At 71.3% G+C, this 21,160-nt stretch carries 23 protein-coding genes; 12 read left to right on the forward strand and 11 right to left on the reverse strand.

Annotated features, from left to right (window positions below; genetic code table 11):
• Positions 1 to 248 precede the first annotated feature (248 nt).
• Positions 249 to 1,088, forward strand: coding sequence for a calcium-binding protein (locus ACZ516_RS16200; RefSeq protein WP_361078310.1), 840 nt, complete (start codon positions 249 to 251; stop codon positions 1,086 to 1,088).
• 17 nt (positions 1,089 to 1,105) lie between these two features.
• Here ACZ516_RS16200 and ACZ516_RS16205 read toward each other — a convergent pair whose 3' ends face one another.
• Together ACZ516_RS16205 and ACZ516_RS16210 are read right to left on the reverse strand one after the other, a co-directional pair.
• Entirely contained in the window at positions 1,106 to 3,508 is a 2,403-nt protein-coding gene (locus ACZ516_RS16205; RefSeq protein ID WP_469010678.1) for an HAD-IC family P-type ATPase, read from the reverse strand.
• 119 nt (positions 3,509 to 3,627) lie between these two features.
• A complete protein-coding gene (locus ACZ516_RS16210) occupies positions 3,628 to 3,894 on the reverse strand; it encodes a DUF2530 domain-containing protein (RefSeq protein ID WP_358585808.1) in 267 nt (88 codons plus the stop codon).
• A gap of 157 nt (positions 3,895 to 4,051) precedes the next feature.
• Between ACZ516_RS16210 and ACZ516_RS16215 the strand changes: the two genes are divergently transcribed.
• The 4 genes from ACZ516_RS16215 (at position 4,052) to thpR (ending at position 8,251) form a co-directional block, all read left to right on the forward strand.
• Complete coding sequence (locus tag ACZ516_RS16215; RefSeq protein ID WP_469010680.1) at positions 4,052 to 5,500, forward strand: NCS2 family permease; 1,449 nt, start codon at positions 4,052 to 4,054, stop codon at positions 5,498 to 5,500.
• Positions 5,501 to 5,685: 185 nt separating this feature from the next.
• A complete protein-coding gene (locus ACZ516_RS16220; RefSeq protein WP_055532087.1) occupies positions 5,686 to 6,123 on the forward strand; it encodes a MarR family winged helix-turn-helix transcriptional regulator in 438 nt (145 codons plus the stop codon).
• 130 nt (positions 6,124 to 6,253) lie between these two features.
• On the forward strand, positions 6,254 to 7,600 hold the full coding sequence (locus ACZ516_RS16225; protein WP_361078301.1) for an MFS transporter: 1,347 nt from the start codon (positions 6,254 to 6,256) through the stop codon (positions 7,598 to 7,600).
• A 60-nt stretch (positions 7,601 to 7,660) separates the two neighbouring features.
• Positions 7,661 to 8,251 (forward strand): RNA 2',3'-cyclic phosphodiesterase, encoded by a 591-nt coding sequence (gene thpR / locus ACZ516_RS16230; RefSeq protein ID WP_469010682.1) that lies wholly within the window; start codon positions 7,661 to 7,663, stop codon positions 8,249 to 8,251.
• A 202-nt stretch (positions 8,252 to 8,453) separates the two neighbouring features.
• On the opposite strand, the gene ACZ516_RS16235 is transcribed toward thpR, so the two are convergent.
• The 3 genes from ACZ516_RS16235 to ACZ516_RS16245 all read right to left on the reverse strand — a co-directional run bounded on the left by ACZ516_RS16235 (position 8,454) and on the right by ACZ516_RS16245 (position 10,599).
• Positions 8,454 to 9,443, reverse strand: a complete 990-nt coding sequence (locus ACZ516_RS16235; protein WP_358913077.1) for an aldo/keto reductase — start codon at positions 9,441 to 9,443, stop codon at positions 8,454 to 8,456.
• A gap of 49 nt (positions 9,444 to 9,492) precedes the next feature.
• Positions 9,493 to 10,083 carry a Uma2 family endonuclease gene (locus ACZ516_RS16240; protein ID WP_361078295.1) on the reverse strand — a complete coding sequence of 197 codons (591 nt, stop codon included), beginning with the start codon at positions 10,081 to 10,083 and terminating at the stop codon, positions 9,493 to 9,495.
• A gap of 81 nt (positions 10,084 to 10,164) precedes the next feature.
• Positions 10,165 to 10,599 (reverse strand): MarR family winged helix-turn-helix transcriptional regulator, encoded by a 435-nt coding sequence (locus tag ACZ516_RS16245; protein WP_469011025.1) that lies wholly within the window; start codon positions 10,597 to 10,599, stop codon positions 10,165 to 10,167.
• Between the two features lie 189 nt (positions 10,600 to 10,788).
• On the opposite strand from ACZ516_RS16245, the gene ACZ516_RS16250 reads away from it, so the two are divergent.
• Together ACZ516_RS16250 and ACZ516_RS16255 are read left to right on the forward strand one after the other, a co-directional pair.
• Positions 10,789 to 11,295 (forward strand): carboxymuconolactone decarboxylase family protein, encoded by a 507-nt coding sequence (locus tag ACZ516_RS16250; RefSeq protein ID WP_469010685.1) that lies wholly within the window; start codon positions 10,789 to 10,791, stop codon positions 11,293 to 11,295.
• Positions 11,296 to 11,423: 128 nt separating this feature from the next.
• Entirely contained in the window at positions 11,424 to 12,554 is a 1,131-nt protein-coding gene (locus ACZ516_RS16255) for a hypothetical protein (RefSeq protein ID WP_469010687.1), read from the forward strand.
• Here ACZ516_RS16255 and ACZ516_RS16260 read toward each other — a convergent pair.
• Together ACZ516_RS16260 and ACZ516_RS16265 are read right to left on the reverse strand one after the other, a co-directional pair.
• Entirely contained in the window at positions 12,517 to 12,774 is a 258-nt protein-coding gene (locus tag ACZ516_RS16260; RefSeq protein WP_469010688.1) for a DUF397 domain-containing protein, read from the reverse strand. The two genes, ACZ516_RS16255 and ACZ516_RS16260, sit on opposite strands and share 38 nt — an antisense overlap.
• Entirely contained in the window at positions 12,771 to 13,580 is an 810-nt protein-coding gene (locus ACZ516_RS16265) for a helix-turn-helix domain-containing protein (RefSeq protein ID WP_469010690.1), read from the reverse strand. The genes ACZ516_RS16260 and ACZ516_RS16265 overlap by 4 nt, the downstream gene beginning before the upstream one ends.
• A gap of 83 nt (positions 13,581 to 13,663) precedes the next feature.
• Here ACZ516_RS16265 and ACZ516_RS16270 point away from each other — a divergent pair, with 83 nt between their 5' ends.
• Positions 13,664 to 14,074 (forward strand): hypothetical protein, encoded by a 411-nt coding sequence (locus ACZ516_RS16270; protein ID WP_469010691.1) that lies wholly within the window; start codon positions 13,664 to 13,666, stop codon positions 14,072 to 14,074.
• Between the two features lie 55 nt (positions 14,075 to 14,129).
• On the opposite strand, the gene ACZ516_RS16275 is transcribed toward ACZ516_RS16270, so the two are convergent.
• Both ACZ516_RS16275 and ACZ516_RS16280 read right to left on the reverse strand, forming a co-directional pair.
• The gene (locus tag ACZ516_RS16275) at positions 14,130 to 14,495 is read right to left on the reverse strand and encodes a cupin domain-containing protein (RefSeq protein ID WP_469010693.1); all 366 of its coding nucleotides are present in this window, start codon (positions 14,493 to 14,495) and stop codon (positions 14,130 to 14,132) included.
• A 99-nt stretch (positions 14,496 to 14,594) separates the two neighbouring features.
• Entirely contained in the window at positions 14,595 to 15,551 is a 957-nt protein-coding gene (locus tag ACZ516_RS16280) for an AraC family transcriptional regulator (RefSeq protein ID WP_469010694.1), read from the reverse strand.
• 98 nt (positions 15,552 to 15,649) lie between these two features.
• Between ACZ516_RS16280 and ACZ516_RS16285 the strand changes: the two genes are divergently transcribed.
• Positions 15,650 to 16,528: an MBL fold metallo-hydrolase gene (locus ACZ516_RS16285; protein WP_469010695.1), complete on the forward strand. Its 879-nt coding sequence runs from the start codon at positions 15,650 to 15,652 to the stop codon at positions 16,526 to 16,528.
• On the opposite strand, the gene ACZ516_RS16290 is transcribed toward ACZ516_RS16285, so the two are convergent.
• Entirely contained in the window at positions 16,509 to 17,228 is a 720-nt protein-coding gene (locus ACZ516_RS16290; protein WP_469010697.1) for a GDSL-type esterase/lipase family protein, read from the reverse strand. The two genes, ACZ516_RS16285 and ACZ516_RS16290, sit on opposite strands and share 20 nt — an antisense overlap.
• 85 nt (positions 17,229 to 17,313) lie before the next feature.
• Here ACZ516_RS16290 and ACZ516_RS16295 point away from each other — a divergent pair, with 85 nt between their 5' ends.
• The gene (locus ACZ516_RS16295) at positions 17,314 to 18,303 is read left to right on the forward strand and encodes a WD40 repeat domain-containing protein (RefSeq protein WP_469010698.1); all 990 of its coding nucleotides are present in this window, start codon (positions 17,314 to 17,316) and stop codon (positions 18,301 to 18,303) included.
• A gap of 39 nt (positions 18,304 to 18,342) precedes the next feature.
• Here the strand turns inward: ACZ516_RS16295 and ACZ516_RS16300 are convergent, their stop codons facing one another.
• The gene (locus ACZ516_RS16300) at positions 18,343 to 19,110 is read right to left on the reverse strand and encodes a TetR/AcrR family transcriptional regulator (RefSeq protein ID WP_469010700.1); all 768 of its coding nucleotides are present in this window, start codon (positions 19,108 to 19,110) and stop codon (positions 18,343 to 18,345) included.
• A 125-nt stretch (positions 19,111 to 19,235) separates the two neighbouring features.
• Between ACZ516_RS16300 and ACZ516_RS16305 the strand changes: the two genes are divergently transcribed.
• Both ACZ516_RS16305 and ACZ516_RS16310 read left to right on the forward strand, forming a co-directional pair.
• Positions 19,236 to 20,273 carry an ATP-binding cassette domain-containing protein gene (locus ACZ516_RS16305; protein WP_469010701.1) on the forward strand — a complete coding sequence of 346 codons (1,038 nt, stop codon included), beginning with the start codon at positions 19,236 to 19,238 and terminating at the stop codon, positions 20,271 to 20,273.
• Positions 20,270 to 21,100, forward strand: coding sequence for an ABC transporter permease (locus tag ACZ516_RS16310; protein WP_361078256.1), 831 nt, complete (start codon positions 20,270 to 20,272; stop codon positions 21,098 to 21,100). Before ACZ516_RS16305 ends, ACZ516_RS16310 begins: the two co-directional genes overlap by 4 nt.
• Positions 21,101 to 21,160: the final 60 nt, after the last annotated feature.

Genomic DNA, 21,160 nt, shown 5'->3' on the forward strand with positions numbered 1-21,160 from the left:
CCGCGGTCGCGTTCGACTGACCTCCGGGGCCGCGGTCGCCGGGTTCCGTCCCGCCAAAGGGGGCGGAACCCGGCATTCCGTGGCGGGGGCTCGTATTCCAGGGCGGCAGCGAACCAATTCGCCCGCGTCGTACAACCGTTCGCCCCTGGTGGGGGTCTGATCTCGCGAGTCAACAGACTCCTAGATCACCCGGATCTCGCGTGACGGCACCTGCACCGCGAGGTCCCCTTCTCCACTTGGGGAAACACATGCGCATCCGCGCCACCGTGGCCGCACTGTCCGGCACCCTGGCCCTGTCCGCACTGGCTGTTCCGGCCGCCCAGGCCGCCGACGCCCCGAAGGTCCCGAACCTCGCCTCCATCGCCGAGCGCGGCCCGGGCGACGAGACCGTGGGCGACACCAAGATCACGAAGGTCACCGTCAACGGCGGCAAGGACATCGTGGTCGGCACCTCCGTCAAGAAGACGGTCGTCATCAGCGTCACCGCCACGGACCCCAAGGGCATCAACGACGGCGCCGCGGCCCTGTGGCACGGCACGGAGTTCTCCGACGAGAACATCGACAGCTACATGGTCCCGGGCGAGGACGAGGAGGCCGACTGCAAGGCCGTCAACGCCACCACGGGCACCTGCACCATCAAGGTCGTCGCCGACCCGAAGACGAACATCTACGGCAACATCCTCGCCGGCAAGTGGAAGGTCCTGGCGGGCGCCCAGGGCAAGGACGGCGACTACATCATCCGCGACTCGTACGCGAGCGTCTCGGTGAAGCGCGCCGCCAAGCTCACCACCAACGCCTCCCCGGAGCCCGTCAAGAAGGGCAAGACGCTCACGGTCACCGGCGCCCTGACCCGCGCCAACTGGGACACCAAGGCGTACGCGGGCTACACCGGCCAGTCGGTGAAGCTCCAGTTCAAGAAGAAGGGCGCCAGCGCCTACACCACCGTCAAGACGGTGAAGTCGGGCTCCCGGGGCGCGCTGAAGACGACCGTCACGGCCTCCGCCGACGGCTACTTCCGCTACTCCTTCGCCGGCACGTCCACCACCCCGTCGGTGACGGCCACCAGCGACTACGTCGACGTCCAGTAGATCCCGCGGGTAGGGGACTACGCCGGAAAGCGGCGGTCCAGTACGCGGTAGGCGGCCTCGACGGCCAGTGAGGCCACCGCCGCGATCGCGACCGCCGCCCACGGCATCACCGTGCCCACCAGCCTCAGCTGGAAGAAGTCCTGGAGCCAGGGCACGGTCAGCACGAGCAGGAAGCCGAGACCCATCGCGCCGATCAGGGCGACCCGCCACCACGTGTAGGGGCGGGCGATGATGGCGAGGACCCACATGGCGATCAGGAACAGCGCCAGGGTCGCCGCGCTGGTCTCGGCCTCCCGCGCGCCCGCCCCCGCATAGTGGTGCCGGGCCAGCAGATACGTCACGAAGGTGGCGACGCCCGCGATGACGCCGCCGGGAATCGCGTACCGCATGACCCTGCGCACGAAGTGCGGCCTGGCGCGCTCCTTGTTGGGGGCGAGGGCGAGGAAGAACGCGGGCACGCCGATCGTCAGGGTGGAGAGCAGCGTCAGGTGCCGGGGCAGGAAGGGGTACTCGACCTGCGAGCAGACCACGAGCAGCGCGATGACCACCGAGTAGACGGTCTTGACCAGGAACAGCGTGGCCACGCGCGTGATGTTGCCGATGACGCGGCGGCCCTCGGCGACCACCGAGGGCAGCGTCGCGAAGCTGTTGTCGAGCAGCACGATCTGGGCGACCGCCCGCGTCGCCTCCGAGCCCGACCCCATCGAGACGCCGATGTCGGCGTCCTTCAGGGCCAGCACGTCGTTCACGCCGTCGCCCGTCATCGCGACCGTGTGCCCGCGTGACTGGAGGGCGCCGACCATGTCGCGCTTCTGCTGCGGGGTGACGCGGCCGAAGACGGAGTTGTCGTCGAGCGCCCGCCCCATCTCCTCCGGTTTGCCCGGCAGCCGGCGCGCGTCCACGGCGTTCTCGGCGCCGGGCAGCCCGAGCTTGCCCGCGACGGCGCCCACCGAGACGGCGTTGTCGCCCGAGATGACCTTGGCCGCGACGTCCTGTTCCGCGAAGTAGCGCAGGGTGTCGGCGGCGTCGGGGCGCAGCCGCTGCTCCAGGACGACCAGGGCGGTGGCGTGCGCCGAGGCGGCCACGTCGGGGGCGTCGAGGTCGCCGGCCGCGCGGGCCAGGAGCAGCACGCGCAGGCCCTGCCGGTTGAGCTCCTCGATCTCGGCGAGGGCCGGGTCGCCGTCGGGCAGCAGCACGTCGGGCGCGCCGAGCAGCCAGGCGGACGTGGTGCCGTCCCCCTCGCTGAAGGAGGCGCCGCTGTACTTGCGGGCCGAGGAGAACGGCAGCGACTCGGTGCAGCGCCAGTCCTCACTGTCGGGGCAGGCGTCGATGATCGCCTGGAGCGAGGCGTTCGGCCGGGGGTCGGACTCGCCGAGCGCGCCGAGGACCTTGCGTACGTACGCCTCGTCGCTGTCGTTCAGGGGGCGCAGCTCGGTGACGTCCATGCCGCCCTCGGTGAGCGTGCCGGTCTTGTCCAGGCAGACGGTGTCGACGCGGGCCAGGCCCTCGATGGCGGGCAGCTCCTGGACGAGGCACTGCTTGCGGCCGAGCCGGATCACGCCGATCGCGAAGGCCACGGAGGTCAGCAGCACGAGCCCCTCCGGGATCATGGGGACGATCCCGCCGACGGTGTAGGCGATGGACTCCTTGAAGTCGTCGTCCTTGACGACGAGCTGGGAGATCACCAGGCCGATGGAGGTCGGCACCATCAGCCACGTCACGTACTTGAGGATCGTGGAGATGCCCGAGCGCAGCTCGGAGTGGACGAGGGTGAAGCGCGAGGCCTCTTCGGCGAGCTGCGCGGCGTACGCCTCGCGGCCGACCTTGGTGGCGGTGAACGCGCCGCCGCCCGCGACCACGAACGAGCCGGACATCATCTTGTCGCCGGGCTTCTTGACGACCGGGTCGGCCTCACCGGTGAGGAGGGACTCGTCGATCTCCAGGCTGTCGGCCTCGACGGTCTCGCCGTCGACCGGGATCTTGTCGCCGGGCCCCAGCTCCACCAGGTCGCCGAGGACGATCTCTGAGGCGGAGATCTCGGTGGCCCCGCCGTCGCGTCGCACGGTCGGTTTCGCCTCGCCGATGACGGCGAGGGAGTCCAGGGTCTTCTTGGCGCGCCACTCCTGGAGGATGCCGATGCCGGTGTTGGCGACGATGACGAAGCCGAAGAGGCTGTCCTGGATCGGCGCCACGAAGAGCATGATCACCCAGAGCACGCCGATGATCGCGTTGAAGCGGGTGAAGACGTTGGCCCGGACGATCTCGGGCAGGGACCGGGAGCTGCGCACCGGTACGTCGTTGACCTCGCCGCGGGCCACCCGCTCGGCCACCTCGGCGGCCGTCAGGCCGGTGGCCCGGGGCGCGGAGGGCGCCGCCGGGTGGGCCGGTTCGGCTTCGGCGCCCGCGTCGATATGCGTCATGCATTCGACGGTAAGGGGGGCGGTGGGGGTTCACCCCTTGAGTGCGGCGAAGATCCGACCTCAGTAGGACATGTCCGGTCCTGTGGTCGTACGCGGCCGCCCGGGAGGGCGGGACCTTGTTACCGGGACTCGGTGACCTTCGCCCTCTTGAGGGCGGCGTCGCGGCGGCGTACGTACCAGATGCCGATGAGGCCGAGGCCGCCGCCGGCCAGGCAGGTCCACACCCACCAGGTCGTGTCGCGCTCGTCGAACCAGCCGTAGAAGGGCAGCTGGACCAGGAAGAGGACGAACCAGAGGATCGTGCCGCCGGTGATGGTGGCGACCACGGGGCCCTCCAGGGGCTCCGGCGCCTCGTGCTGGGGGGATCCCGAAGAAGGTGCGGCCATGGGCACAGCTTACGAGGCGGGTCCAGTACCGCCTACACCCGTTGCGGCACCTGGGTCTACGCGCGGAGATAGCGATTTTCTCCTCATGTATTCATACTGAAACGGCTTATGAATGGCCGGTTGCTTTCGTACGAACATACAAGTCACGAGGTTTTTCATGTCCCCCTCGGCCAGTGCCCCGGTCGACGCCGGCAACGAGCCCGCGAAGCCCCCGCAGGGCGGTCTCGACGGCTACTTCAAGATCACTGAGCGCGGTTCGACCCTGGCCAGGGAAGTCCGTGGCGGCTTCGCCACCTTCTTCGCGATGGCCTACATCATCGTGCTGAACCCGATCATCCTCGGCAGCGCGAAGGACATGTACGGGCACCAGCTCGACAACAAGCAGCTGGTCACCGCGACCGTGCTCACCGCCGCCTTCACCACGCTCCTGATGGGCGTCATCGGCAACGTCCCGATCGCGCTCGCCGCGGGCCTCGGCGTGAACACCGTCGTCGCCCTCCAGCTCGCCCCCCGCATGTCGTGGCCCGACGCCATGGGCATGGTGGTCCTCGCGGGCTTCGTCGTCATGCTGCTGGTCGCCACCGGGCTGCGGGAGCGCGTGATGAGCGCCGTGCCGCTCGGCCTGCGCAAGGGCATCGCGATCGGCATCGGCCTGTTCATCATGCTGATCGGCCTCGTCGACTCCGGCTTCGTCTCGCGCATCCCGGACGCCGCCCACACCACCGTCCCGCTCCAGCTCGGCGGCGACGGCCACCTCAACGGCTGGCCCGTCCTGGTCTTCGCCCTCGGCGTGCTGCTCACGCTGGCGCTCCTGGTGCGCAAGGTGCCGGGCGCCATCCTCATCAGCATCGTCGTCATGACGGTCGTCGCGATGGTCGTCAACGCCGTCGCCACCGTGCCCAGCTGGGGCCTGACCACCCCGAAGTGGCCGGGCAACCCCGTCTCGACGCCCGACTTCGGGCTCGTCGGCGAGATCAGCCTGTTCGGCGGCTTCGAAAAGGTCGGCGTCCTGACCGGCGTCCTGTTCGTCTTCACCGTGCTGCTCTCGTGCTTCTTCGACGCGATGGGCACGATCATGGGCATCGGCGACGAGGCCGGGCTGACCGACGCGGGCGGCAACATGCCCGGCATCAACAAGGTGCTCTTCGTCGACGGCATCGCGGTCGCCGCGGGCGGCGCCTCGTCCTCCTCTGCCACCACCTGCTTCGTGGAGTCCACGGCAGGCGTCGGCGAGGGCGCGCGCACCGGCCTCGCGAACGTCGTCACCGGCGGACTGTTCGCCGTCGCGCTGTTCCTCACGCCGCTCGCCACGATGGTGCCGTCCCAGGCGGCCACGCCCGCGCTGCTCGCGGTGGGTTTCCTGATCCTGTCCGGCTCCATCCGGCAGATCGACTGGGCCGACCCCACCATCGCCATCCCCGCGTTCGTGACGATGCTGATGATGCCGTTCACGTACTCGATCACCAACGGCATCGGCATGGGCTTCATCACGTTCACCGTGCTGCGGCTGGCCGCGGGCCGGGGGCGCGAGGTGCCGGCCGCGATGTACGCGGTGTCGGCGGTGTTCGCCTTCTACTACCTGATGCCGGCGCTGCAACTCACCTGATCACGCGGCCCCGGTCGGGGTTCCCCGCAGCCGTCCCGGATGAGCGTCCGGACCACCTGGTCCCGGGCGCTCATCCGTTTTTCGGCGGCCGTCGGCAGACGCGTGGGAGACGTGGGGGAGGCGTCGCGGGAGACGTCCGGGAAACAAGTGGTCCTTAGCCAGGGTAATGAGTTATGCTAACGACCATGCCGGACCTCTCCCATGGTGACGACGCCGTCGCCGTGAACGCCTTGCGCTCCGCTGTGATGCGCCTGTCCCGTCGACTCAAGCACCAGCGGGTCGACGAGTCGCTGAGCCCCACCGAGATGTCGGTGCTCGGCACCCTCGCCCGCTGCGGCCACGCCACCCCGGGCGAGCTCGCCCGCAAGGAGCACGTGCAGCCGCCGTCGATGACCCGCATCGTCGCCCTGCTCGAGGCCAAGGGCCTGGTCCGGCTGGAGCCGCACCCCGAGGACCGCCGCCAGAAGGTGGTCACCCAGACCGAGACCGCCGAGGCCATGCTCGAGGAGAGCCGCCGCAAGCGGAACGCCTGGCTGGCCGGGCTGGTCGAGCATCTCGACGAGGACGAGTGGGCGCGCCTGCGCGCCGCCGCCCCTGTCCTGGAGAAGCTCGCCCACCTCTAGGCCCCGCCCGGTCCTCGCGCCCGCGGGAGACGGCCCCGCACCCCGCGGGGAGGCGGCTCCCGCACCCCGCGGAACACGACCCGCGTACGACCGATCGACCCTTCGTACGTCCAAAGGAGGCGAACGCACTTTGAGTACGGGATCCGGAGCACCCTCCGCCCCCGCACCAACCACCCACGACACCCCTGGCCACACCCGTAAGTCCTCGATGTTCAGCTCGCTGAGGATCCGCAACTACCGGCTCTTCGCGACCGGGGCCGTCGTCTCCAACACCGGCACCTGGATGGCCCGCATCACCCAGGACTGGCTGGTGCTCAGCCTCACCGGGTCCTCCGCGGCCGTCGGCATCACCACCGCCATGCAGTTCCTGCCGATGCTGCTCCTCGGCCTCTACGGCGGCGTGATCGCCGACCGGTTCACCAAGCGGAACCTGCTCTTCTGCACTCAGGGCGCGATGAGCCTCAGCGGCCTCTTCCTCGCCGCGCTCACGCTCACCGGACACGTCCAGGTCTGGCACGTCTACGCCGCGGCCTTCTTCACCGGCCTCGTCACCGTCGTCGACAACCCGACGCGGCAGTCCTTCGTGCCCGAGATGGTCGGACCCGACCAGGTCCGCAACGCCGTCTCGCTGAACTCCGCGAACTTCCAGTCCGCCCGCCTCGTCGGCCCCGCCGTGGCCAGCGCCCTGACGGCGGCCGTCGGACCCGGCTGGGCGTTCCTCGCCAACGGCCTGTCCTTCCTCGCGCCGCTCACCGGCCTGCTCCTGATGCGCCCCGCCGAACTGCACCCCACCCCGCGCAAGCCGCGCGGCAAGGGGCAGCTGCGGGAAGGCCTCACCTACGTCTCCCGGCACCCCGAGCTGATCTGGCCCATCGTCCTCGTCGGCTTCGTCGGCACGTTCGGGTTCAACTTCCCGATCTGGCTGAGCGCCTTCGCGGACGACGTCTTCCACGGCGGCGTCGGGATGTACGGCCTCTTCAACACCCTGATGGCCATCGGCTCCCTGGCCGGGGCGCTCCTAGCCGCCCGGCGCGGCACCTCCCGGCTGCGGCTGCTCGCCGGGGCGGCGGTCGCCTTCGGCGTGCTGCAGATCGTGGCGGCCTTCGCGCCCGAGCTGTGGATGTTCGTCGCGCTGATCGTGCCCATCGGCATCCTCGGCCTGACGGTGAACGTCACCGCCAACTCGGCGGTCCAGATGTCCACCGACCCCGAGATGCGGGGCCGCGTCATGTCGCTGTTCATGATGGTCTTCACCGGCGGCACGCCGCTCGGCGGACCGCTCTTCGGCTGGCTCGCCGACGCCTACGGCGTGCGGGTCAGCATGGCCGTCGGCGGCCTGGTCTGCGCGCTCGCCGCGGTCGGCGTCGGCCTGATGCTGGCGCGCGCGGCGAACCTGCGGCTCAAGGTGGACCTGCGCCGCGGCCGGCAGCACGTGCGGTTCGTGCCGAGGGAGCGGGAGCTGGCGACGGCGGCGTGACGCCCGCCCGCGCGGGTTCCTCCCCTCGGGCCTTTCCCGGCACGCCCTATCGTCGGACCCATGAGACTCTTCGCGGCCGTGCTGCCCCCGGACGCCGTCGTCGCCGAACTCGCGGCGGCGGCGTCCGGGCCGCGACGGCTGCCGGGCGCCGACACCCTGCGCTGGGCGCCCCCGGCGAACTGGCACTTCACGCTGGCCTTCCTGGCCGAGGTGCCGGCGGAGACCGTGCCCGACCTCACCGCCCGCCTGGCACGCGCCGCGCACCGCACCCCGCCGTTCACCCTCGCCCTGCGCGGCGGCGGCCATTTCGGGGACCGCGTCCTGTGGGCGGGCGTCACGGGGGAGACGGCCGCGCTGCGGCTGCTGGCCGGGCGGGCGGAGGCGGCGGCGCGCAAGGCGGGCCTCGTGCGGGAGGAGGCCCGGCCCTACCGCCCGCACCTGACGCTGGCGCGCGGGGGCGGGGGCACGGACCTTCGGCCGTACGCCGACGCGCTCGCGTCCTTCGCGGGCACGCCGTGGACGGTGGACGCGCTGACCCTCGTACGCAGTGAACTTCCTCGGAGCGGCGTGCCGGGGGAGCGGCCCCGGTACGAGGCGGTCGGGCACTGGCCGCTGGGAGGCGCCGCCCGGCCGGCGGACCCGGCCGGTTAACCTCGACGCTGTGGACCCGAAGACAAGAAACCGGATCATGGCCGGTGTGCTCGTGATGATGTTCGTCGTGGTCGCGGTGGCGGCCGCGCTCGGCGGCTAGGACCTACTCGACCCCGCCGGGCCTGCCCGGCCCGGCTCGGCCCCGCCCGGACCCCGCCGGGACAGACAGCGGGCCGCCCCGCGTACCCCTGGTGCCCGTGGGCTACCAGGCGAAGGACTCCGGTGCCGGGCCGGGGCCGGGGAAGATCTCGTCCAGGGAGTCGAGCAGCTCCCGCGACAGCTCCAGTTCGACGGCGCGCAGCGCGGAGGCGAGCTGTTCGGCGGTGCGCGGGCCGACGATCGGCGCGGTGACGCCGGGCCGGGTGAGCAGCCAGGCCAGGGCGACCTCGCCGGGTTCCAGGCCGTGCTTGTCGACCAGGTCCTCGTACGCCTGGACGCGCGCGCGGACCTCCGGCTTGGCCAGCTCCGCCGCGGCTCGTCCGCCGCTGCGGCGGGCGCCCTCCTGCTTCTTCAGCGCGCCGCCGAGCAGCCCGCCGTGCAGCGGTGACCAGGGGATGACGCCGACGCCGTAGTCCAGCGACGCCGGCAGGACCTCCGTCTCGGCGTCGCGCACGGCGAGGTTGTACAGGCACTGCTCGCTGACGAGACCTAGACTGCCGCGCCGCGCGGCGGCCTCGTTGGCCTGGGCGATCTTGTAGCCGGGGAAGTTGGAGGACCCGGCGTAGAGGATCTTCCCCTGCTGGACCAGGACGTCGACGGCCTGCCAGATCTCCTCGAACGGCGTCTGCCGGTCGATGTGGTGGAACTGGTAGATGTCGATGTAGTCGGTCTGCAGGCGCTTGAGCGACGCCTCGACGGCGCGCCGGATGTTGAGCGCGGAGAGCCGGTCGTGGTTCGGCCAGACGCTCTCGCCCTGCGCCGTCATGTTCCCGTACACCTTGGTGGCGAGGACGACCTTGTCGCGGCGCTCGCCGCCCTGGGCGAACCAGGTTCCGATGATCTCCTCGGTGCGGCCCTTGCCGGCGCCCTGGCCGTACACGTTGGCCGTGTCGAAGTAGTTGACGCCCGCGTCGAGCGCGGTGTCCATGAGCGAGTGGCTGTCGGGTTCATTGGTGAACGGCCCGAAGTTCATGGTGCCGAGCGTGAGCCGGCTGACCTTGAGCCCTGTGCGTCCCAGCTGCGTGTACTTCATGAGGCCCTAGCCAAGTGGCTGGAGTGGGCTCCAGGCAAGGGGGGTCGGGTCAGTCGCGGGGAAACCTGTCGGTCTTGAGGGTGAGGCCCAGAGGCGTACCGGTGAGATCGATGTCTTCACCGAAGCTGTACTTCGACTGGGTCGTGTACTCGCCGTCCTTGGGGTCGAAGTGGACGTAGACCCTTCCCTGGTACGGGTCAGCGATGAGGTAGACGGGGACCTCGGCATCGGCGTAGGCGGTCTTCTTGGGGCCGTAGTCGTTCATCGCCGTGCTCTTGGAGATCACTTCGGCGACGAACACGACGTCCTGGTGGAGCCACTGTCCCTTGTCGTTCATGACGGCGTCCTCCGCCACCAGTGTCACGTCGCTGGCGAAGCCGTTGAGATGCCCCGGGTAGTCGATGCGAACGTCGGACTTCTGGCATTCCATCGGGAAATGGGCACTGAGCTGGGTCAGGATGCTGAAGGTGATGGTCCAGTGGGTGTCTCGCTGTGGCGACACGAAGATATGTCCCCCGACGATCTCGGTCTTGATTCCCTCGGGGACGGGCATCCTCTCAAGCCACTCGAACATCTTGTCCAAGGTGAGCTCGTTGCCGATCTCAGCCATCTCGATCCTGTCGGTCTCCGCGACGGTCATCGTGGCGCTCCTCCCCGACCACCCTCGGTCGAAGGCGGCCGCGCAGTACAACGATACGCACGGCGGCAAGGTCACGTCCGGTCACGAGCCGCCCAGCCACCCCGCCGCGTCGAGGCGGAACGCCTCCGGCGGCACGACCGCGCGCAGGCCGGATTCGAGGTCGCGCAGGCGGTCGGCGCCGAGGGACGCCGCCCACTCCGCCCGCAGCTCGTCGAAGACGACCGCCGAGCGGCGCAGCGCGTCGATGCCGTGCGGGGTGACGCGGACCAGCTTGCGGCGGGCGTCGGCGGGGTCCTCGGCGCGGGCCGCGTAGCCGAGGGCGACGAGGCGGTCGACCGTCTTGCCCGCGGCCTGCTTGGAGACGCCGAGGCGGCGGCCGATCTCGCTGGCGGTGGCGCCCCGGGCGCCGATGGCCTGGAGGGCGAAGCCGTGGGCGGGGCGCATGTCGGGGTGGCCCTGGTGGGCGAGTTCGGCGTGCACGCGGTCGATGAGGGAGCGGAAGCCGGCGAGGAGCAGGAAGGGAAGTTCGTAGCCCCTGCCGTGGGCCCCGTCGGCTCCGGCGACTCCGTCGGCCGCGTCGGCTCCGGCGGCCCCGTCAGCTCCGGCGCGCCCGTCCTCCCCGCTTCCCTGGATCCCCTTGTGCAGATCGTCAACCTGGTTTACCTTTTGTTCGTCAACCATGTTGTCGATAGTAGGGGGTACACCTTGTTCGCCGACCACACCGTGGAGACCGCACCGGCCGAGTCCCGCCCCGCCATGGAGCGGGTGACCCAGGCCTTCGGGCGGCTCCCGAACGCCGTCGCGCGGCTCGCCGAGTCCCCCGAACTCCTCAACAACTTCCTGGAGTCGAGCGCCGCCTTCGAGCGCACGACGCTGGAGCCCGTCGCCCGCGAGGTCGTCATCATGACGGTCGCCACCCGTAACGACTGCCACATCTGCGTCACCATGCACACCGGCAAGCTGCGCGAGCTGGGCGCGGGGGCGGAGCTGATCACGGCCCTGCGCGAGGAGCGTGAGCTGCCCGACGAACGGCTCGAAGCGGTACGGCAGTTCACGCTGGCGGTGCTGGCCACGGCGGGCGGCGTCGGCGACGACGAGCTGAAGGCGTTTCTGTCCCACGGCCACACCGAGCGCAACGCCCTCGAAGTCGTCCTCGGCATCGGTACGTACACGATGTCGACGCTGGCGAACCGGCTGACGCGGGCGGCCTGACCGAGCCGGTCGGGCGGGCCGGGTCTTGGTGCCGGCACCGCCAACGCCCTTACATATGCGCGTGGTTGACCGACAATGGGGGTCTCGGCATGAGCCTGATGGCATGCCCATGACTCGGGGGTGGTGGCGTGGGGTCCGTGGACGTGGTCGCGGAAGCGGTGCGCGTGATGGCGGGGTTCGCAGGTGGCGCGGCGGGCGCGGTGGGGGCGGAGGTGGGACAGACCGTCTCCGATCTCGTACGGCAGCGCGTCGGCGGGAGCCCCTCCGGGCAGGCGGCGCTGGACGTCGTGGAGGAGAGGCCGCAGGACCCCCAGGCGCTGGCCGCGCTGCGGGAAGCGGTCCGGGAGCTTGCCGCGGCGGATCCGGAGTTCGCCGCCCGGCTCGCGGAGGCGCTGGCGGGCCCGCCTCCGGCCGGCCCTCCCACGGCTGGTCCGCCACCGGCCGAGCCCCCTCGGGAGTACACGGGCAGCATCGTGATCGACGGCGGTGCGAGGGTGCGGGGCAGCACCCTGTCGCTGGGCCCCGTGACCTTCAACAACACCCCCGCGGGGCGCACGGCGCTGGCGGCGTCGCTGGCCGTCCTCCTCGTTCTCGTGGTCTTCGCGGTCTACGGCGGCACGCAGTTGTTCAGCGGCGGGGACTCGCCGGGCTCGGACCGGGCGTCCGTCCCCGGCGGCCGGTCCCAGCCGGGCGGTTCGGCGACCGGTGGCGGAAGCGACGCGGCACCCGGTGCGGGAACCGGTGTGGACGGGGCGGGGGGATCGCAGAAGCTGGTGCCGCTGGTCGACGCCGACGCGGTCCTGAGCGTCCTGCCCGATACGACCAGCCTGTCCTCCGGCTGGACCCAGAGCAGCCCGCCCACCGCGGACGTCGCCTCCCAGGGCGACGGCTCGACCTTCGAAGGCTCAGCCGTGTACTACCCGAGCTACGGCATGGACACCCAGTTCCTGGTCTACGCCTACCCGAGCGAGAAGAAGGCGGTCGCCGCCTTCAAGGAGAAGAGCCGCGAGGCGGCGGAGGAGGGCGCGCAGCGGATGACCATGCCGGCCATCGGTGACGAACTCGTCGCGTTCTCCGTGACCGAGGGCGGAGGCGGCGGATACGTCTCCAAGACCACCAACTACACGCTGGTACGCACGGGGACGGTACTCACTGTCGTGGGCGGCAAGGACACGGAGAGCCGCAAGTACGGCAGCGACGACCTCCAGTTCGCCACGCAGCTCATGTCCGACCGGGCGCGGGCCGCGCAGGCGCGCTGAGGAAGGCGGTCCAGGTGGCGGGGGATATCTGGAGGGTGGGGCCGCTGGGGTTCAGCTTTGAGTCGCGGACGTGGATGGTGGCGGGCGTTGCGGCCACCTCTACGCATTCGTTGCCCTGATCGCCGCTGTAGCTGGACTTGGCCCAGGCGAGGGCAACCTCGATGCATTCGCCTTCGTCGGTGCTGTAGCTGCTTTTGAACCAACTGAGGTCCGTGCTCATAAATCCTGCGCCACCTGTCCGATCAGCTTTGCGGACTCCTCGGGAGTCAGAGCCTGCGCTCGCAGAATGCCATATCGCCCGAACAGGTCTGCCAGGTCCGGCTGTTCGCTGACAAAGTAGCCGCCCTTGTGCCCTTCGATGTAGGCGAGCTGGCGGCGTTCCGCTGTCTCCAGGAGGATCCGGGGGCCCGCCAGCCCGGCATGGGTCCTCCGATCGTGCAGCATGACTTGAATCTCGACGTGGCGAAGTCGGCTCACGTCGAGGATGTGGTGCAACTGCTCCTTGAGGACCGAGGGTCCACCCAGGGGGCGGGTCAGTGCACTCTGTTCCACCACGAACCCCAGGTTCGGGGGTGGCTTGCGATGGATGAGCTGCTGGCGCTTCAGTCGGGCTTCAACCTGCTTCTCGACCTCGTCGTCGTCCAGTGAGGGAAAGCAACTGCTGTTGTAGACAGCCTGCGCGTACGCCCTGGTCTGGAGGAGTCCGGGGATCACATGGCTCTGGTACGAGTGAATGGATGACGCATTCCTCTCCTCAGCCAGGTAATCCTCGGTCCATGGCCGCAGCCCACTGCCCCCGAACTCCTTCTCCGCGAGCAGCGTCAGTGCACCCTGTGCACCCAGTACCTGATCGGCGATCTCGACCAGTTTCCCTTTCGGGGGCCGCTCGCCCCGCTCCACCATCGCCACCTGCGACTTGGAGTACCGGACATGCGTGCCCAGCACCTCCAGGGTGAGCCCGGCCCGCTCGCGGTAGAACCGCAACAGCGCGCCGAACGTCTCCGAACCTCGTTCACCGGAGTGCACAGCGACCTCCCCAAGCGCACAGCGCAGCACGACGCCTGCGAATCCCTGGTCACAGTATGTGAGCGCCCGACAACATCTGGCGCATGAACTCGGAAACCTCATCACTCAGGGTCCACGACTGGATCCCGGCGACGGGCCACGCCCTGCGCCACGCCGGCATTCACTTCGACGCGGTACGGATCGAGGGCGCGCTCGGCGAGCAGGTCGCGTACGACCTGATGCAGTTCACGGACTTCCACGCGGGCCCGATCGTCCGCGAGGCGACGGGTGGGCGCTACCTCTACTTCCTGCTGCCCCCGCAGACAGCGGACTCGTACACCTGGCCGGTCGGCGCGCGTGCGCTGAGCCGACGCTCGGGGAACCTCGCGTACGTGGGCGTGCCCGCGCTGGACGGCTACACGTGGCCGCTGGACTGGCGGTCGCGCCCGACGAGTGAAGTCCCGTTCGTGGAGGTTGGTCTGCTGCACGAGACGACTGAACGCGCGGCACGGTGACCGCATCATCGCGCGCCGAGTCCCGCCCCGCCGTGGAGCGAGGCCCCCGCGCCCGTCAGCCTCCCTGTGACTTGATGTGCTCGATCACCTCGTTGAAGTCCTTCGTCGGCGAGAAGTCGACGTACTCGCAGTCCTCAAGGGCCACCGGGGCGTGACCGGGCGGCCAGTAGAAGGCCTGACCCGCCTCGTAGACCTCGTCGCCCTCCGGGGTCCGCATCTTCAGCCGTCCCTTGAAGAGATAGCCCCAGTGCGGGCACGGGCAGAGGTCACCGGCCAGCCCTTTGAGGGCCGGTCCCAGGTCGGTGCCTTCGGGAAACCTCACGAAGGCGACCGACATGTCTCCGCCGACGTCCTGAAAACGCAGCTCCACTCCGCCGTCCGCGATGGCGACCGGAGTGTCCTTCCGCGTGATCGCTGTCATGGCTCCTCCCTGCTCACCTGCTCACCTGCTGAGAGGCACGGGGAAAACACCCTCCCTTCCAGCGTGGACCCGAGTGCCGCACAGTGCGCGCCGGGCGCCTCAGGGCGCCGGTGCGACGGCCCGTGCATCCGTACCGTTCCGGTAGCGCCCCGGCGTGGTGCCGAACGTCCGGGTGAACGCGTGCGAGAAGGCGTAGGGCGAGCCGTAGCCCACCTGGCGGGCCACTGTCTTCAGGGGGTGCGCCGTGTCGCGCAGGAGCGTGGCCGCCCGGGACATGCGCCACCAGGTGAGGTACGTCATCGGGGCGCGGCCCACCAGCGTCGTGAAGCGGCGGGTGAGGGTGGCGCGGGAGACACCCGTGCGGGCGGCCAACGCGGTGCTGGTCCAGGGGGCCTCGGGGGAGGCGTGCAGGAGGCGCAGGGCCTCGGCGACCACCGGGTCGGCCAGGGCGGCGGGCCAGCCGGCGTCCGAGGTGTGGTCCGTCGTCCACGCCCGCACCATGTAGATCAGCAGCAGGTCGAGGAGCCCGGGCACGGCCACGTCAGCACCGGGGAGCGCCGCCCCCGTCTCCCGGCCGAGCAGGTCGATCGCCGCCCGTAGCTCCGGGTGGTGTCCGGCGCGGCGGGGCAGGTGCACGGTCTGGGGCAGCTCGGCGAGCAGCGGGTGGGCGTGCCGGCGGTCGAAGCGGTACTTCCCGCAGAGCAACTCGGTTGTCGGTCCGTCCCGTTCGGGGTGGGGGAAGGGGGCCCGCGAGGGGCCGGCCGCGTCGAGCCGATGCTCGAAGGGGGCCGCCCGTGCGACGGTGCGGGCGTCCGCCGGTGCGTCCGCGAGGACGTGGCCCGCCCCGCGCGGCAGCAGCACCGCGTCGCCCGTCGCGAGGGTGAGCGGGGCGCCGCCGCCGTCCGGCAGCAGCCAGCAGCCGCCCTCCAGGACCACGTGGAACCCCATCCCGTCGTACGCGGGCAGCCTGCTGCACCAGGAGCCGCTGACCCGGACCCGGTGGGCGTCGGGCCGGCCGACCCGCGCGGCCGCGATCGCGTCGCTCACTACGTCCATGGCGGCAGCGTAGAGGAACGGGTGGTGAGTCATGCGCGTATCCGGGCAAGCGGTTCGGGCATTGGGGAGCTCACCCGGTGCTGCCTACGGTCGTACTCATGAACGAACACCTGATGGTCGGCGAGGTCGAGATCCGGCGCGTGGTGGAGCTGGAGGCGCCCTTCCTGCCCGCCAGCGCGCTCGTGCCCGGCGTGCCCGAGGAGCGGTGGCGCGAGAACCGGTCCTGGCTCGCGCCCGACTTCTGGGACCCGGACAGCGGCCGGGTCATGGCCGCCGTACAGACCTGGGTGCTCCGGAGCGAGGGGAAGACGGTCCTGGTGGACACCGGCGTCGGCAATGGACGCCACCGGCCGGACGCCCCGCACTTCGCGGACCTGGACACCGATTTCCCGGCCCGGCTCGCCGCCGCCGGAGTGCGCCCCGAGGACGTCGACATCGTCGTCAACACCCACCTGCACGCCGATCACGTGGGGTGGAACACCCGCCGCGGCGACGGCGGCTGGGTGCCCACCTTCCCGAACGCCACCTACCTCATGCCGGCCGCCGACCACGCCCACTTCGGCCCGCGCGGCGCGGACCGGGTCAGCCGCGACCCCGTCTTCGCCGACAGCGTCGCGCCCGTGGACCGGGCCGGGCAGACAGTGCTGTGGAGCGGCGCGTACCGCATCGACGCCCACCTCAGCCTGGAGGCCGCGCCCGGGCACACCCCCGGTTCGTCCGTCCTGCGGCTCGCCTCGGGAACCGACCGGGCGGTCTTCGTCGGCGACCTCCTGCACACCCCGGTGCAGATCCTCGAACCGGAGCACAGCAGCTGCCTGTGCCTCGACCCGCGGGCGGCCGCCGCGACCCGGGCGCGCGTCCTCGGGCGGGCCGCCGACGAGCGGGAGCTGGTCGTTCCGGCGCACCTGCGAGGGGCGGGCGCGGCCGAAGTGCGGCGCGCGGGAGGGGAGTTCGCGATCAGGCGGTGGGCCGCGTGAGCTCCCGGGTGGCCGGGAGGCCCGTGTAGGGCCCGCCGATGCCCCACGCCTGCGCCATCGCCTCGGCGAAGGCGGCGGCCAGCTTGTGCTCGCCGCTCGCGTTCGGGTGGGTGCCGTCGTAGGTGTCGGCGTGGATGTCGTACGAGGACGGCGGCGAGGCAAGGAGCAGGGGCGAGCGGCCGGTGTCCAGGTCGGCGACCGTCTTCGCGAGGAGCTCGTTGAAGTGGGCGACCTCGGCGGCGAACGGCGCGTCCGTGGCGGCCCGGATGTTCGGGATCACCGGGAGGAGGACCATCCGCACGCGCGGGTTCGCCGAGCGGGCCCCGGCGACGAACGCCCGGACGTTGACGGCCGTCTGCTCCGCGTTCGTGTAGAAGCCGAGGTCGATCAGGCCCAGCGAGATCAGCAGGACGTCCGCCGGATCGCGGGTCAGCGCCTGCGCGATCCGCGGCGCCATGTGCAGCCAGCCCTCGCCCCAGCCCGCCAGGTGGTGGCGGGGGAAGTCGGGGGAGGCGTCGGCGTAGTCGTGCGACAGGGGCGCTCCCGCCGCCTTGTCGTGGAGCGCGGTGCGCGGCCCCACCACGGCGACGCCCCCGTCGCCCAGGGTGGCGCGCAGGTGCTGCCACATGCGGTGGCGCCAGGTGTGTTCACCGGCGCTCCCGATCGTCATCGAGTCGCCGACGAACATGAACCTGAGCATCCGCACATCATCGCGGATGGGCGCCGCCGCCCGCGATGTGAGGCCGCACACGCCCCGCCGCCGCGCGGATGGCACGCTTGGGCCCATGCGTTCGCTTCGGGCTCTCCCCTCCGTCCTCGCCGCCGCCGTGCTGCTCCTGACCTCGGCGGGGCCCGCCGCGGCCGACGGCGGGCACGACGGGTTCACCATGAAGGACCCGCGGATCGTGGAGTCCAGCGGCCTGGCCGCCTCCCGCGCCCACCCCGGCGTCTACTGGACGCACAATGACCAGGACAAGGGCGCCTACCTGTACGCCGTCGACTCCAGGACCGGCAGGACGGTCGCCACCGTCACCATGACCGGGATCGGCGCGCCCCGGGACGTCGAGGCGATCTCGGTCGGGACCGACGGCTTCCTCTACGTCGGCGACATCGGCGACAACCTCGGCGGCACCTGGCCCCACGTGTGGATCTACAAGCTGCCCGAGCCGAAGACGCTGAAGGACCAGGCGGTCCGCGCCACGCAGTACGTCGTGAAGTACGCCGACGGGGCGCGGGACGCGGAGGCGCTGATGGTGCACCCGAAGACCGGGCGGATCTACATCGCGGACAAGAAGGAGGAGGGCGGCAGCCTCTACGAGGGCCCCGCCACGATGTCCACCGCCGGTCCGAACGTCTTCCGGCGGATCGCCGCCACCGACCTGTGGGTCACCGACGGCGCCTTCTCGCCCGACGGCCGCCGGCTGTCCCTGCGCGGCTACTTCGGCGGGGTCGACCTCGCCTGGCGGGGCGCGGGCAGGAAGCCCGTGCGGGAGGGGCGGCTGAGCGTGCCCTTCCAGCGGCAGGGCGAGTCGATGACGTACACCCCGGACGGCACGACCCTGATGTACGGCACCGAGGGCGCGCAGAGCGCGGTGACGCCCGTGGAGGTGCGCGGCAAGGGCGGGGGCGGCTCCGACGGGCCGTCGGGCGGCGGGAGTTCGAGCGGCGGCGCGGGGGGCGGGGACCTGGGCGGGAACCTCGCCAAGGGCGCGCTCACCGCCGGTGCCGTGCTGTTCGTCCTCTTCGGGCTGAAGCGGCTGCTGCGCAGGCGCTGACCCGGGCCGCAGTTCCGGCCCCGGTCCCCGGGCCGGCTCTCACGCCTCCTGGCGGCGCCGGGAGACCAGGACGTCCAGGCCGTCCAGGAGGCGCTGCAACCCGAACTCGAAGTGGTCGAAGTCCGGGCCGAAGGCGTCGCGGGAGAGCCCCGCGAGGAACGGGTAGCGGCCGCTGCTCATGACGCGTTCGAGGGCCGGGGCCTGCGCCGCCCAGAAGTCCTGGTCGGACAGGCCGGTCCTCTTCACCGCCTCCGTCTCGTGCACCTGGGTGCGGGCGACGCCGGTGACGTACCCCTCCACCATGACGACGACGCTGATCAGTTCGGGGTCGGTCAGGCCCGTCGACGAGATCCGCGCCAGGGTCCGGTCCAGGCCGCCGACCGAGCCGGGGCCCAGCACCGGGCGGGCCTGGTTGACGTGGAGCAGCCAGGGGTGGCGGCGGTAGCGCAGGAGGGTCTCGCGGGCGTACTCCTCGACGCCCTCGCGCCAGCCGCCGGTCCACGGGGCCTCCTCGCGGGGCGGGGTGTACACGCGGTCCAGCATCAGGTCCAGCAGCTCGCCCTTGCCGGGCACGTACCGGTACAGGGACATCGTGCCGGCGCCCAGCTCCGTGGAGAGCCTGCGCATGGAGACCGCCGCGAGCCCCTCGGCGTCCGCGAGGCGCACTGCCTCGGTGACGATCCGGTCCAGGGTGAGGGCCGGCTTGGGTCCGCGCGTGGGGCGCGCGCCCTCTCCCCAGAGCAGCTCCAGGCTGCGGGTGATGTCGTCGCCGGTGCGCCGGTCGTCGTCGCCGTTCGTGCTCGTCATGGCCTCACCCTATTCCCCCGCAAAGAAACTGGGTACGGCGTACCCGAAGGAACTGGGTACGGTGTACCCTCCACTGGGTACGGCGTACCCAGAGGGTGCGTGACGAGGACCGGGAGGGGCAGTACATGAACGGGAACGGCTTGGCGGTACGAGCCGAGGGGCTCCAGAAGCGGTACGGGGAGAAGTACGCGCTCGACGGCTTCGACCTGCACGTCCGGCAGGGCACGGTGCACGGCCTGCTCGGCCCCAACGGCGCGGGCAAGACCACCGCCGTGCGCATCCTCGCCACCCTGCTGCGGCCCGACGGCGGCCGCGCCGAGGTGGCCGGCGCCGACGTGGCGCGCGAGCCCGCGCGGGTCCGGTCCCGCATCGGTCTCACCGGCCAGTACGCCGCCGTCGACGAGATCCTCACCGGGCGGCAGAACCTGGAGATGTTCGGCCGCCTCTTCCACCTCGGCGCCCGGCGGGCCGCCCGGCGCGCCCAGGAACTCCTGGAGCAGTTCCACCTCCAGGACGCGGCGGACAAGGGCGCCGGTCAGTACAGCGGCGGCATGCGGCGCAGGCTGGACCTCGCCGCGTCGATGATTCTCGCGCCCGCCGTGCTCTTCCTCGACGAGCCGACCACCGGGCTCGACCCCCGCAGCCGCCTCGAAGTGTGGGACAGCGTGCGGGACCTGGTGGCGCGCGGCACGACCGTGCTGCTCACCACCCAGTACCTGGAGGAAGCCGACCGGCTCGCCTCCCGCATCACCGTCATCGACCGCGGCCGCGCCATCGCCGACGACACCCCCGACGGCCTGAAGAACACCGTCGGCGGCAGCCACCTCGACGTCGTGGTGCGCGACGCCGCTGACCTGCCCGCCGCCGCCGAGGCCGTCGCCCGGGTCTGCGCCGGCGAGCCGCTCGTCGTCGACGCGGAGCGCCGCGTCCAGGCTGCCGTGACCGACCGGGTCGCCGCCCTCACGGAGGTCGCGCGCACCCTCCAGGACGACGGGGTCGCCGTCGAGGACATCGGCCTGCGCCGGCCCAGCCTGGACGACGTGTTCCTGCGCCTGACCGGCCACGCCTCCCAGGCCCATACCTCCCAGGCCCATACCTCCCAGGCCCACGCCTCCCAGGCCCACGCCCCCGTCGCCGACCCGGAGAAGGAGATCGCGGCATGAGCGTCGCCCTCACCGCCGACACCTCGCACGGCCGGCTCTTCTGGGCCCTCGCCGACTGCGGGAACATCGCCCGCCGCTACCTCACGCACTTCCTGCGCCAGCCCGTCACCATCGCCTGGCAGCTGGGCTTCCCGATCATCTCCGTGCTGCTCTACGGCTTCGTCTTCGGCGAGGCCATGAAGGTGCCGGGCGGCGGGAAGGACGGCGACTACCAGCAGTTCCTGATGCCCGGCATGTTCGTGATGACGATGGCGTTCGGCTTCATGAACACCGCCATGGCCGTGGTCACCGACGCCTCCAAGGGCGTCATCGACCGCTTCCGCTCGATGCCGATGGCCCCCTCGGCGGTGGCGTCCGGGCGGGGGGTGGCCGACCTCGTCGTGGCCTGCGCGGAACTCGCCATCCTCGCGCTGACCGCCCTCGCCATCGGCTGGCGCTCCAGCGCCGGGCCCCTGGACACCGCCCTCGCCTTCGGGCTGCTGCTGTTCCTGCGGTTCAGCCTGATCTGGGTCGGGGTCTACCTCGGCCTCGTCGTGCCGACACCGGAAGCCGCGGGCGGTCTCTACGCCGTCGCGTTCCCGCTCACGATGATCTCCAGCGTGTTCGTGGCGCCGTCACTCATGCCGGACTGGCTGGCGCCGGTCGCCGCGTGGAACCCCGTCTCCTCGACGGGTACGGCCATCCGGGAGCTGTTCGGCAACCCGGGCGCGGGGGGCGGTAGCTGGGTCGAGCAGCACGCCGTGCTGATGGCCGTGGTGTGGCCGATCGTGATCTCGCTGGTCTTCCTGCCGCTGGCGGTACGGAGGTTCCGGCAGCTGAGCCGATAGGCCCCGGCAGGAGCGGGGGGAACCGCGCGACCGGCCACGGCGCATCCGCGGCCGGTCGCG

This window comes from Streptomyces sp. NPDC034037, assembly GCF_055575715.1.